Annotated in this window: 8 protein-coding genes and 4 pseudogenes; 5 read left to right on the top strand and 7 right to left on the bottom strand. The window is 59.9% G+C overall.

The genetic code is table 11. From position 1 onward, the window contains the following. Positions 1 to 33: 33 nt before the first annotated feature. Together hppD and maiA are read right to left on the bottom strand one after the other, a co-directional pair. Positions 34 to 1,125 (bottom strand): 4-hydroxyphenylpyruvate dioxygenase, encoded by a 1,092-nt coding sequence (gene hppD / locus DW49_RS0111630; RefSeq protein ID WP_005619311.1) that lies wholly within the window; start codon positions 1,123 to 1,125, stop codon positions 34 to 36. Between the two features lie 142 nt (positions 1,126 to 1,267). Further along, positions 1,268 to 1,903, bottom strand: a complete 636-nt coding sequence (gene maiA, locus DW49_RS0111625; RefSeq protein WP_005619312.1) for a maleylacetoacetate isomerase — start codon at positions 1,901 to 1,903, stop codon at positions 1,268 to 1,270. A gap of 161 nt (positions 1,904 to 2,064) precedes the next feature. Between maiA and glcD the strand changes: the two genes are divergently transcribed. From glcD to DW49_RS0111600, 5 genes are all read left to right on the top strand, one after another. Continuing rightward, positions 2,065 to 3,564 carry a glycolate oxidase subunit GlcD gene (gene glcD / locus DW49_RS0111620; protein ID WP_024419700.1) on the top strand — a complete coding sequence of 500 codons (1,500 nt, stop codon included), beginning with the start codon at positions 2,065 to 2,067 and terminating at the stop codon, positions 3,562 to 3,564. Further along, positions 3,564 to 4,622, top strand: coding sequence for a glycolate oxidase subunit GlcE (glcE, locus tag DW49_RS0111615; protein WP_024419701.1), 1,059 nt, complete (start codon positions 3,564 to 3,566; stop codon positions 4,620 to 4,622). Before glcD ends, glcE begins: the two co-directional genes overlap by 1 nt. A 3-nt stretch (positions 4,623 to 4,625) precedes the next feature. Continuing rightward, positions 4,626 to 5,858: a glycolate oxidase subunit GlcF gene (gene glcF / locus DW49_RS0111610; protein WP_005619317.1), complete on the top strand. Its 1,233-nt coding sequence runs from the start codon at positions 4,626 to 4,628 to the stop codon at positions 5,856 to 5,858. 35 nt (positions 5,859 to 5,893) lie between these two features. Next, positions 5,894 to 6,301, top strand: coding sequence for a heme-binding protein (locus tag DW49_RS0111605; RefSeq protein ID WP_005619318.1), 408 nt, complete (start codon positions 5,894 to 5,896; stop codon positions 6,299 to 6,301). Between the two features lie 63 nt (positions 6,302 to 6,364). Further along, positions 6,365 to 8,542: a malate synthase G gene (locus DW49_RS0111600; protein ID WP_005619320.1), complete on the top strand. Its 2,178-nt coding sequence runs from the start codon at positions 6,365 to 6,367 to the stop codon at positions 8,540 to 8,542. Positions 8,543 to 8,916: 374 nt separating this feature from the next. Here the strand turns inward: DW49_RS0111600 and DW49_RS01000000128285 are convergent. From DW49_RS01000000128285 to DW49_RS0111585, 5 genes and pseudogenes are all read right to left on the bottom strand, one after another. Continuing rightward, a pseudogene (locus tag DW49_RS01000000128285) lies at positions 8,917 to 9,885 on the bottom strand (DUF4113 domain-containing protein); the annotation flags it as partial. A gap of 237 nt (positions 9,886 to 10,122) precedes the next feature. Beyond that, a pseudogene (locus DW49_RS0111590) lies at positions 10,123 to 10,635 on the bottom strand (Tn3 family transposase); the annotation flags it as partial. After that, a pseudogene (locus DW49_RS1000000134225) lies at positions 10,636 to 10,845 on the bottom strand (DUF4158 domain-containing protein); the annotation flags it as partial. A 3-nt stretch (positions 10,846 to 10,848) separates the two neighbouring features. After that, positions 10,849 to 11,001: pseudogene (locus DW49_RS1000000130035) on the bottom strand (helix-turn-helix domain-containing protein); the annotation flags it as partial. A gap of 74 nt (positions 11,002 to 11,075) precedes the next feature. Continuing rightward, the gene (locus DW49_RS0111585; RefSeq protein WP_024420767.1) at positions 11,076 to 11,897 is read right to left on the bottom strand and encodes a C58 family peptidase; all 822 of its coding nucleotides are present in this window, start codon (positions 11,895 to 11,897) and stop codon (positions 11,076 to 11,078) included. Positions 11,898 to 12,107 lie beyond the last annotated feature (210 nt).

The raw sequence follows: 12,107 nt of genomic DNA, 5'->3' as shown, positions 1-12,107 counted from the left end.
AACTTTCTGGACTCATCGGCACAAGTAAGTCAGTCAATCCGGCGTCAGCACGCCGCGCTGGATCTGGTCGCGCTCGATGGATTCGAACAGCGCCTTGAAGTTGCCTTCGCCAAAACCGTCGTCGCCCTTGCGCTGGATGAACTCGAAGAACACCGGCCCCATCAGGGTGGCGGAGAATATCTGCAACAGCAGCCGACGCTCGCCGCCTTCCGATGAGCCGTCCAGGAGGATGCCGCGCGACTTGAGTTCGGTTTCCGGCTCGCCGTGATCAGGCAAACGGCCCTGGAGCATTTCGTAGTAGGTGTCCGGCGGTGCGGTCATGAAGCGCATGCCGGTGGCTTTCAGCGCATCCCAGGTCTTGATCAGGTCATCGGTGAAGAACGCCACGTGCTGGATGCCTTCACCGTTGAACTGCATCAGGAACTCTTCGATCTGCCCTGCGCCCTTGGACGACTCTTCGTTCAGCGGGATGCGGATCATGCCATCCGGCGCGGTCATGGCCTTGGACGTCAGGCCGGTGTATTCGCCCTTGATGTCGAAGTAGCGCAGTTCGCGGAAGTTGAATAGCTTTTCATAGAAATTCGCCCAGTACGCCATGCGCCCGCGATACACGTTATGGGTCAGGTGATCGATGAATTTCAAGCCCGCGCCGACCGGATGACGGTCAACACCTTCAATAAAGTTGAAATCGATGTCGTAGATCGACGTGCCTTCGCCAAACCGGTCGATGAGGTACAACGGCGCACCGCCAATACCCTTGATGGCAGGCAAGCGCAATTCCATGGGGCCAGTGGCAATCTCCAGCGGCTGCGCACCCAGTTCCAGTGCCCGGTTATAGGCGTGCTGCTCGTCCTTGACGCGGAACGCCATGCCGCACACCGAAGGCCCGTGCTCGGCCGCGAAATACGACGCCAGGCTGTGCGGCTCGTTGTTGAGGATCAGGTTGATCGCGCCCTGGCGATACAGGGTCACGTCCTTGGAACGGTGGGTCGCGACCTTGGTGAAGCCCATCATCAGGAAGACGGGCTCAAGGCTATTGGGGGTCGGTGAGGCGAATTCGATGAATTCAAAGCCCATCAGGCCCATCGGGTTTTTGTACTTGTCAGCTTCGTTGAGATCAGCCATGACTGGCTCCTTGCAGGAAAGTGAGAGTGAGCAATCGACGCGATCACTGTCCTGCGGGCGGCGCACACGGAATTCCTCGCACGCTGCGCGCGAGGAAGTCACCAAAGATGAGTTGCAGACCAAAATGCTTCATGAGGGCAGCCTACTCCGGCTTGTCCGGTTGTGCATCAGGATGTGCCCGTTGAAAGGCCGGGTATTGCAACGCCAGGCGTTCGACTCGCTGAATACGCGGGTACGCACTCAGGTCCACGTTATAGCGATGGGCTGCGTACAACTGGGGTAACAGGTAAATATCCGCCAGGCCCGGGCTGGCACCCAAGCAGAAACCATCCTCAGCTATCAACTGCTCGACGGCCTGCAGGCCTTCGCCGATCCAGTGACCGATCCAGGCGAGAATAACCGGCTCATCATGGCCCAGACCACGCAACCGATCGAGCACCGAAACGTTGTGCAACGGATGGATGTCACAGCCGATCAACGCCGCCACTGCCCGTTGGCGAGCGCGCTGCACAAGGTCCTCTGCCAACAGTGCTGGCTGTGGATAGCGCTCTTCCAGGTATTCAATGATCGCCAGTGACTGCGTGATGACCCCGCCATCGTCGAGCCTCAATGCAGGCACCCTGCCCTGCGGGTTGACGGCCTTGTAGCCGGGTGTGCGCTGCTCACCGCCACCAAGCAGCAGGTTGACCGGGATCGCGGTGTACTCCAGCCCTTTGAGGGCCAGCGCGATGCGCACGCGGTAGCTGGATGTCGAACGGTAATAAGTGAATAGGTCCACGGAAGTCGCCTGCTCAACGCACGGAACATTGCCTGTTGTTATTTTTGTAACCGCATTACGCAATGCGTAAATTGCGCGATCCGCCCTCACCTGTCAACTCAAGCCTTGCACCGAATGAGCTACGATGCGTTAACCCGATAAAAACAATGCTGGGTGGCCTGATGAATATTCTCTACGACGAACGCATTGACGGCGTGCTGCCCGCTGTCGACAAGCAGCAATTGCTCGATGAGCTGCGACGCCAACTGCCCGACCTGGACGTATTGCACCGCACCGAAGAGCTGCGGCCTTACGAGTGCGACGGGTTGTCGGCTTACCGCGCCACGCCGATGCTGGTGGTAATGCCGCGTCACCTTGAAGAAGTGCAGACGCTGCTGCAGCTGTGCCACGCGCATCGCGTGCCAGTGGTTGCCCGAGGTGCGGGCACCGGCTTGTCGGGCGGCGCGCTGCCCCTGGAAAAAGGTGTGCTGCTGGTGATGGCGCGCTTCAACCAGATCCTCGCTATCGACCCGGCCGCGCGGCTCGCGCGGGTACAGCCCGGCGTGCGCAACCTGGCCATTTCCCAGGCGGCTGCGCCTCACGGGCTTTATTACGCCCCCGACCCTTCGTCGCAAATCGCCTGCTCCATCGGTGGCAACGTGGCGGAAAACGCAGGCGGCGTGCACTGCCTCAAATACGGCCTGACCGTGCACAACCTGCTCAAAGTCGAGATCCTCACCGTCGAAGGCGAAGCCATGACGCTGGGCAGCGATACGCTGGACTCGCCGGGCTTCGACCTGCTGGCCTTGTTCACCGGCTCCGAAGGCATGCTCGGGATCATCACCGAAGTCACGGTCAAGCTGCTGCCCCGACCGCAGGTGGCCAAAGTGTTGCTCGCCGCGTTCGATTCGGTGGAAAAAGCTGGCCGTGCAGTGGCCGATATCATCGCGGCGGGCATTATTCCCGGCGGCCTGGAAATGATGGACAACCTGGCGATTCGCGCCGCAGAAGACTTCATTCACGCGGGCTACCCGGTCGACGCCAAAGCCATTCTGCTATGCGAACTGGACGGCGTCGAAGCCGATGTCCATGCCGATTGCGAGCGGGTTCGCGAGGTGCTGACCCAGGCTGGCGCGACCGAAGTACGCCAAGCCAAAGACGAAGCCGAACGGGTGCGTTTCTGGGCCGGACGCAAGAACGCCTTCCCCGCCGTTGGCCGCCTGTCGCCGGATTACTACTGCATGGACGGGACCATTCCGCGCCGCGCATTGCCGGGGGTACTGCGCGGCATCAGCGAACTCTCCGGACAATACGGCCTGCGCGTCGCCAATGTGTTTCATGCCGGTGATGGCAACATGCATCCGTTGATCCTGTTCGACGCCAATCAGCCGGGTGAACTGCAGCGCGCCGAGGCGCTGGGCGGCAAGATTCTGGAACTGTGTGTCGAGGTCGGCGGCAGCATCACCGGCGAACACGGCGTCGGCCGCGAGAAAATCAATCAGATGTGCGCGCAGTTCAACAGCGACGAACTGACCTTCTTTCATGCCATCAAGGCGGCGTTCGACGAAAGCGGCATGCTCAACCCCGGCAAGAACATCCCGACCCTGCAGCGCTGCGCGGAGTTCGGCGCCATGCACATCCACGCAGGCCAGTTGCCCTTCCCTGAACTGGAGCGTTTCTGATGAATACAGTGGACAGGGACGCCAGCCAGGCGCTGCTCGAACAGGTCAATCAGGCGCTGCAGGACAATACGCCGCTGCGCATCCGGGGCGGCAACAGCAAGGCATTCCTCGGTCGTGAGGTCACCGGCGAACCGCTCGACACCCGCGCGCATCGCGGCATTGTCAGCTATGACCCGACAGAGCTGGTGATCACTGCCCGCGCCGGTACACCGCTGAGCGAGGTGTTGCAGGCGCTGGACGCCGCAGGGCAGATGCTGCCATGCGAGCCGCCCGACATTGGCGCGACGACACTCGGCGGCGTGGTCGCTGCCGGTCTGTCGGGTCCGCGCCGCCCGTGGAGCGGATCGGTGCGTGATTTCGTGCTGGGCACGCGGCTGATCACCGGCCTGGGCAAGCACCTGCGTTTCGGCGGCGAAGTCATGAAAAACGTTGCCGGCTATGACGTCTCGCGTCTGCTGACCGGCAGTTTCGGCTGCCTTGGCGTGTTGACCGAGGTGTCACTCAAAGTGCTGCCCAAACCGCGTCTGTGCAGCAGCATCGCGCTGGAAATGGACAGCGCTCGCGCGCTGGCCTGCCTTGCCGAATGGGGTCAGCAACCGATGCCGATCAGCGCTGCCAGCCACGACGGTCGCGTGCTGCGATTGCGCCTTGAAGGCGGCGAAGGCTCGGTGGCAGCCGCGCACGAGCGACTCGGCGGCGAACTGATCGACGCCACGTACTGGCAGCAGTTGAACGAACAGCGCCTGCCGTTCTTTCTCGACCCTCGCCCGCTGTGGCGGGTTTGTGTGCCTGCCGACACGGGCGTGCTCGACCTGCCGGGCGAACAACTGATCGACTGGGGCGGCGCACAGCGCTGGCTGAAATCCGAAGCCAGCGGCGACGCCATCCGGGCCATGACAGCCTCGGTCGGCGGGCATGCGACCTGTTACAGCCAGGGCCGGGACGACAGCCCTTTTCATCCCTTGACCGCGCCGCTGCTGCGCTATCACCAGGCCCTCAAGACCCGGCTCGACCCGCAGGGCATTTTCAACCCCGCCCGACTGTACAGGGAGCTTTAAAGCATGCAGACCACCTTGAGCGAATACGCCCGAACGCAGCCCCGCGCCGAAGAAGCCGAACGCATCCTGCGCAGTTGCGTGCACTGCGGCTTTTGCAACGCCACCTGCCCCACCTATCAACTGCTCGGCGATGAGCTGGACGGGCCGCGTGGGCGGATCTACCTGATCAAACAAGTACTGGAAGGCCAGCAAGTCACGGAAAAAACCCAGTTGCACCTGGACCGCTGCCTGAGCTGTCGTAATTGCGAGACCACCTGCCCGTCGGGCGTGGATTATCACAACCTGCTGGACATCGGGCGGGCCGCAGTCGATGCCGTTGTGCCCCGGCCACTTGGCCAGCGCTTGTTGCGCGAAGGCTTGCGCAAGGTCGTGCCCAATGCCGGGCTGTTCAAACTTCTGACCGGGCTGGGCATGACCTTCAGGCCGCTGTTGCCCGAGGCGCTGAAAAGCAAACTGCCGGCGACTTCGCAGACTGCCGGGCTGCGTCCGGCACCCCGCCATGCTCGAAGCATTCTGCTGCTGGAGGGCTGCGTACAGCCCGGTCTGTCGCCCAATACCAATGCGGCCACCGCACGGGTGCTGGATCGCCTCGGCATCAGCGTCAGCCCGATCCGCGAGGCCGGCTGCTGCGGCGCAGTGGACTACCACTTGAATGCACAGGCGGCAGGGCTGGATCGGGCGCGGCGTAATATCGATGCCTGGTGGCCGGCCATTCAGGGCGGTGCTGAAACCATCGTCCAGACCGCCAGCGGCTGCGGCGCCTTCGTCAAGGATTACGGTCATCTGTTGCACGACGACCCGGCCTATGCCGACAAGGCCGCACACATCAGCGCCCGAACCAAAGACCTGGTCGAAGTCCTGCGCGACGAGCCGCTGGACAGCCTTGGCATCAAGGCCGACACACGGCTGGCGTTTCACTGCCCGTGTACCTTGCAGCACGCACAGAAACTCGGAGGCGAGGTCGAGCGTGTTCTGGCGCGGCTGGGCTTCAACCTGGCCAGCGTGGCGGATGGCCATTTGTGCTGCGGCTCGGCGGGCACTTACTCGATCACTCAACCGGTGCTGGCCCGCCAGTTACGCGACAACCGCATGAACGCACTGGAAAGCGGCAAGCCAGCGGTGATCGTCACCGCAAATGTTGGCTGCCAGCCCCATCTGGCAAGCGCCAACCGGACACCGGTCCGGCACTGGATCGAACTGATTGACGAAGCCCTTGGCACTCTTCAATCGAGCTGAACTCATAGTCAATAACCCTTGCTCTGGAGAACCCCATGAAAATCAAAGCCGTCCTTACCCAGACCGAAGTCAGCCTGATGCTCGGTGCCGCGCGCGACGAGGCTCAGGCCAACGGCTGGGCAGTGGCCATCGCTGTCGTGGATGACGGCGGCCACCTGCTGGCATTCGAGCGCCTGGACGACGCCTCGCCGATCAGCAGTTACATCTCGATTGAAAAGGCCCGCACCTCGGCACTCGGCAAACGCGAGTCCAAGGGCTATGAAGAGATGGTCAACAGCGGGCGCATGGCCTTTCTCAGCGCTCCGCTGCTGACCTCGCTGGAAGGCGGCGTGCCGGTCATCGTCGACGGTCAGGTGATCGGCGCAGTGGGCGTTTCCGGCGTCAAGGCCGAGCAGGACGCACAAGTGGCCAAGGCAGGCATCGCGGCACTGAATGCCGACTGAGCGCGCTCATCAGAACTACCTGCCATACGCCCCATAACACGCCCCCTACATGGAGCCCACTCGATGACCGATTTCGTCAAATGCCAACGCCTAAAGGTCGCCGTCAGCCTGCAACGTTTTGTCGATGAAGAAGTGCTGCCCGGTACTGACCTGGAACCAGAGGCATTCTGGAAAGGCTTCGATGCGCTGGTTCATGACCTCGCGCCAGTCAACCGCGAGCTGCTCGCCGAACGCGAGCGTTTGCAGGGCCAACTGGACAAATGGTACAAGGCGCACCCCGGGCCGATCACCGACATGCCCGCCTACCGCGAGTTTCTGCACTCGATTGGCTACCTGCAACCCGTGCCGGAACACGTTGCAGCCACCACCGCCAATGTCGATCTGGAAATCAGCGAGCAGGCGGGACCGCAACTTGTAGTGCCCGCCAGCAACGCGCGCTATGCGCTGAATGCTGCCAATGCACGCTGGGGCTCGCTGTACGACGCGCTGTACGGCACCGACGTGATCTCGACCAGCAACGGCGCTGAAATCCGCGCCGGGTATAATCCGCTGCGCGGCGCGAAGGTCATCGCGTTTGCCCGCGACCTGCTCGACACCAGTGCGCCCCTTGCTAACGGCAGCCATAGCGACGCAAACCGCTATCGCATTGAAGAAGGCGAGCTGCGCGTCACCCTGGCGGATGGCAGCCAGACGCTTCTGCAACACCCGGAAAAATACGTCGGTTTCACAGGTGAGCCTGACCAGCCACAGGCGATTCTGCTCAAGAATCACGGTCTGCATATCGAAATCCAGTTCGACCCGCAGCATCCGGTCGGCAAGACCGATGCCGCCGGCATCAAGGACCTACTGCTGGAATCGGCCCTGTCGACCATCGTCGACTGCGAAGACTCGGTCGCCGCCGTTGACGCTGACGACAAGGTGCTGGTCTACCGCAACTGGCTGGGCCTGATGAAAGGCGACCTGACCGAAACCCTCGATAAAGGCGGCAAAGCCATCACCCGCAGCCTCAACCCCGACCGCGTTTACCACGCCGCAGCGGGTGGTGAACTGACGCTGCGCGGTCGCTCGCTGCTGTTGATTCGCAACGTTGGCCACCTGATGAGCAACCCGGCGATTGTCGACCAGGACGACAAGGAGATTCCCGAAGGCATTCTCGACGGCGTGATCACCAGCCTGATCGGCCTGCACGACCTGAGCCGGCATGGCAACTCCCGCGCCGGGAGCATTTACATCGTCAAACCGAAAATGCACGGCGCGGCCGAAGTGGCGTTTGCCGACCAGTTGTTCAGCCGCATCGAGGACGTGCTGCACCTGCCACGCAACACCTTGAAGATGGGCATCATGGACGAAGAGCGACGCACCAGCGTCAACCTCAAGGCCTGTATCAATGCGGCTTCTGCACGGGTTGCGTTTATCAACACCGGTTTTCTCGACCGCACCGGCGATGAAATTCACAGCGCCATGCAGGCAGGCCCCGTACTGCGCAAGGGCGAGATGAAAAACACGCCGTGGATCAAGGCCTACGAGCGCAACAATGTGCAGGTCGGTCTGGCCTGCGGCTTGCGCGGCCGGGCACAGATCGGCAAGGGCATGTGGGCGATGCCGGATCGCATGGCCGACATGCTGGAACAGAAAATCGCTCATCCGAAATCAGGCGCGACCACCGCCTGGGTGCCTTCGCCCACTGCCGCCACACTGCATGCGTGGCATTACCATCATGTCGATGTGCATCAGGTTCAGGAGCAACTCGAGCAACAGGCACTGGCTGATGTCAGCGATGAGTTGCTTGACGACCTGCTGACCATTCCCATGGCGGGCAAACCGGAGTGGACCCGCGAACAGATTCTCGAAGAACTGGAAAACAACGCACAGGGCCTGCTGGGCTACGTTGTGCGATGGGTGGAGCAAGGTATCGGCTGCTCCAAGGTGCCGGATATCCATAATGTCGGGCTGATGGAAGACCGGGCGACCCTGCGCATCTCCAGCCAGCACATGGCCAACTGGCTGCTGCACGACATCGCAGGCAAGGAGGACATACAAAATGTACTGGAGCGCATGGCCAAGGTGGTGGACAGGCAGAATGCCGGCGATTCTCACTACCGGCCGATGACCAAAGACTTCAAGAACTCCGCCGCCTTCAAAGCCGCCTGCGCGCTGGTATTCAAAGGTATGGAACAACCTTCGGGCTATACCGAGCCACTGCTGCATGAGTCCCGGCTTGCGTTCAAGGATCAGCACTGATCGCTTACGAAGAAACGTTAAAACAGGATGACTTTAACAGCAGGCTGCCACAGCAGCCTGCTGTTGAGTAAAGCACTTCATAGGGACAAGTATTGCTTCTGCGTTATCCGCTGACTATCACTGCGCCATTGGAGGGCACTTCATGGGGCTTAAAATCCCTCGTCCTTTGGACGTGCCGGTTCGACCCTGGCTCGGGGCACCACATATATATCAAGGGCTTACGTGCTTTCAGTGCGTAGGCCTTTTTTGTTTAAATTGCCGCAATTCTAGAATCTTGCCGCAATTCTCATTTTCTCCATCCTTTGGCGTCCTGCCAACGAACACCACTCTCCTGACAAAAATGAACGACGTGATGCTCGCGAGTAGTGCACACATCAATCGGCCCTGACCACCCACAACTGATCCAGTCGAGTTGTATAACTTTTGCTCATCAAGTCCCGGCGCATGGCCCAGTCCGGATCGGAAGGCACACTCCCAGCTCTAAGCGTACCTCTCCCCCAACGAGCATTGATCTCGTCCAGTACACCCATTACCTTCTCTGCCGCTGCTGGCTGCGACTCCGCGAACAAGTCATCCGTAAACTCGCCAGGCTGGCGAAGATCCAGCAGCAGCACTTCGGCCTTGCTCTACTTGTAGCTTGGGCGGAAAAGCCGGTTGACCGCCTCAGTTGCCCCCTTTGTCAGCAAGCGCACGCCATTGGTGGGATACGGCAGCTCGACCAGCGCACCATTCGCATATTTAGGTTCATCCGGGTTGAACATACCTGTGCGGATACTGACGCGCATCTTCTTGCACAGTGAATTCTGGGCACGCAGTTTTTCAGCGGCGCGCTGCGTGTAGGCGGCCACCGCTTCCTTGATCGGCTCGATGGTGGTCAGGCGCTGCCCAAACATTCGACTGCTGCAGATTTCCTGTTTGGGCGGATCAGCTTCGCTCATTTCCAAGCACGACGTGCCGGCCAGCTCTCGCGCAGTCTTTTCAATGACGACACTGAATTTGGTACGTAGGGTACGCGCGTCAGCATTGGCCAAATCCATTGCGCTTCGGATGTTCATGGCCTCCAGATGCGCTTTCATCTTCTTTCCCACTCCCCACACCTCTGACACACACGTATTGCGCAGCACCCAGTTGCGCTTGTGCAGGTCGCAGATGTCAACGACGCCACCTGTTTGGGCCAGCAGTCTCTTAGCGGTGTGGTTCGCCAGCTTGGCAAGCGTCTTGGTAGGCCCAATGCCAACGCCAACTGGTATACCGGTGCATTTGAGGATTTTCGACCGGATGCGTCGGCCAAATTCGGTCATGTCGCCCGGTATGCCCGTCAGATCGGCAAACGCTTCATCGATGTAAAGGAAAAATGTCAACCCATGGACATCGATTTGGATGAATATTTGTGAGGGTTTAAATTAGGTCTTCGATGTCCATAGGCAGTGGCCGTCGTTAGTGCCAGAGCGGAAGGGTTCAGATAGCTGCCGTAGGCTTCTAACCAGAACCAGTTATCCATGAACGTCGGAAGGCTCGAATGCGATCATCGGCGACAGGCTGCTTCTGGGGAGCCTAGAGAATTCGGAAAAAATCGTACGCTAAGGTTTTCCGAGCTGTCGTAACGGCCTGAATTTTCCGTCTTCCAGCTTGCGGCTCTGCCGCCAGACGTAATCGCCGGTCAGGTTGATGTGCTCCCAACCCAACGGCGACAGTTACTTATACAGATCGGTATTCACCGGCTTTCCGGCCTCAGTCAGCCCTTGGGTGGCCCGCTCCAGGTAGACCGTGTTCCACAGCACAATGGCAGCGGTCACCAGGTCCAATCCGCTGGCCCTATAGCGCTGCTGCTCGAAGCTCCGATCCCTGATTTCACCGAGGCTATTGAAGAACACCGCCCTGGCCAAGGCGTTGCGCGCCTCGCCTTTGTTCAGGCCTGCATGCACACGGCGGCGCAGCTCGGCACTTTGCAGCCAGTCCAGGATAAATAGCGTGCGCTCGATACGGCCCAACTCCCGCAGGGCGACGGCTAGTCCGTTCTGGCGTGGGTAACTGCCCAGTTTGCGCAACATCAACGAGGCGGTGACGGTGCCCTGTTTGATCGAAGCGGCCAACACGCTGTCGCTGGCCAGCGCGTAACCAGGGTAGCGCAACAGACAAAGTTGCACGGCAAAGCCGAGGCGATTGGCATCACCCCGTCGCTGACGGATCAGCGACAGGTCGGACTCGTTGAAGGTGTAATAGCGGATAAGGTCATCTTGGCTGTCCGGTAGTGCAAGCAGGGTGTCGCGCTCACTGGCCGAGAGGATCGAGCGACGGGGCATGTGTCAGTTATCCGTGCGAAGGTATTGGTAGAGGGTTTCCCTATTTATACCGAACTCACGAGCCAACTGGGCTTTCAGTTCCCGGAAGCCCAGTTGCCGGACTGCGACGGCCTGTTCGTCGGACAGGGTCTTCTTGCGAGCCCGGTAAGCTCCACGTTACTTGGCCAGGATGCCTTTTTCGGCGGACTGCACTGTATAGGAACTTTGAAATCCCTATACATCGAGCTGCGTCACTGCACACGCTGAATAACCATGCTCTCCAATTGCAGGTGCCCATTCAGTCGACTGCCGTATCTGGTCATCAGATTCTGGAACATCGAAGGCAACTCCGGCAAAGTGCTAGAGAACTCGCCATAGTTTGGATCAAAGAGGTTCACACTGCCTTCGGAGCTGGAAGCAGTGATGGCATGCCTTACACGCTTTCCATTGTTTTCAAAGCACAAGCTGATCAAATGGGCGCTACCATCGCGCGCAATTTTTTGCAATGCGGTCGATTGCCGATCCGCATGGAATACCGAGGGTTCACCTACAGGCTGCAAATCTTGACTTCGCAAAAGGGTTTTGCGCGCCGATATTCGACCTGCTTCTCGCTGCTCCCGCGACCCGCTCACTGAACCTGCTGCATTTTCGTATTGGTTCTGGATGTCCGAAGCATGGTCAAGATCCAGCGCCTCCATTCTGTAACTCGCCTCCCCCTCATCACGCAATCGCAGCCATTGGATTGCCAAGCCCATACAAGATTGACTAGCGTTCGCATTATTCAACGCTGCAATTCTATAGTTAAATACTGCGTCGATATCCGCCTCAGAGGACTCAGCAGAGGACACGTCGTCATCTGAACTACTCAAGGCCTTGGACGATGAACAGCCGCGTTCCACAGATTGGTGAGTAAGTATTTCTAACCGATGAAGACCAGCCCCTGACCTGACCCTCGTTCTGCCACGTTGAACGATGCTAGTAGCCTGCTGCTTGTCTTCCTCCGCTGTCGAAAAGCTCTGCTCGAGCCGCTCTCTGGTTCGGCGCAACAACTCCGTGGACCGTAGCAAAAGCATTTCACGCCCGGCAGGAGCCGTCGAAGTAGGCGGTACCTGCGGACTGTTCGAGGGTCTAGCGCTGCTCGAGTCGCGAGCGCTCGCTCGCTCAGACTCTGTGTACCCACCTGTTGGCGCTGATTGAAAACTGACCCACCCTGCCGATTGAAAATTGACCCAGGACGGATTGCTGATTTCTGTCCCAGCAATTGTGGATAAGCTTAGCAGCAG

Origin of the sequence: Pseudomonas avellanae BPIC 631, assembly GCF_000444135.1 — a bacterium.
GTDB classification, from domain to species: domain Bacteria; phylum Pseudomonadota; class Gammaproteobacteria; order Pseudomonadales; family Pseudomonadaceae; genus Aquipseudomonas; species Aquipseudomonas avellanae.
The sequence above is the reverse complement of the archived record's forward strand: the minus strand, read 5'-3'. Positions and strand labels throughout refer to the sequence as shown.

What these genes read in the sequence shown, in the direction of transcription:
- hppD (WP_005619311.1), bottom strand. Translation starts at nt 1,125, where the DNA reads ATGGCTGATCTCAACGAAGCTGACAAGTACAAAAACCCGATGGGCCTG.
- glcD (WP_024419700.1), top strand. Translation starts at nt 2,065, where the DNA reads ATGAATATTCTCTACGACGAACGCATTGACGGCGTGCTGCCCGCTGTC.
- glcE (WP_024419701.1), top strand. Translation starts at nt 3,564, where the DNA reads ATGAATACAGTGGACAGGGACGCCAGCCAGGCGCTGCTCGAACAGGTC.
- glcF (WP_005619317.1), top strand. Translation starts at nt 4,626, where the DNA reads ATGCAGACCACCTTGAGCGAATACGCCCGAACGCAGCCCCGCGCCGAA.
- DW49_RS0111605 (WP_005619318.1), top strand. Translation starts at nt 5,894, where the DNA reads ATGAAAATCAAAGCCGTCCTTACCCAGACCGAAGTCAGCCTGATGCTC.
- DW49_RS0111600 (WP_005619320.1), top strand. Translation starts at nt 6,365, where the DNA reads ATGACCGATTTCGTCAAATGCCAACGCCTAAAGGTCGCCGTCAGCCTG.
- DW49_RS0111585 (WP_024420767.1), bottom strand. Translation starts at nt 11,897, where the DNA reads ATGCTTTTGCTACGGTCCACGGAGTTGTTGCGCCGAACCAGAGAGCGG.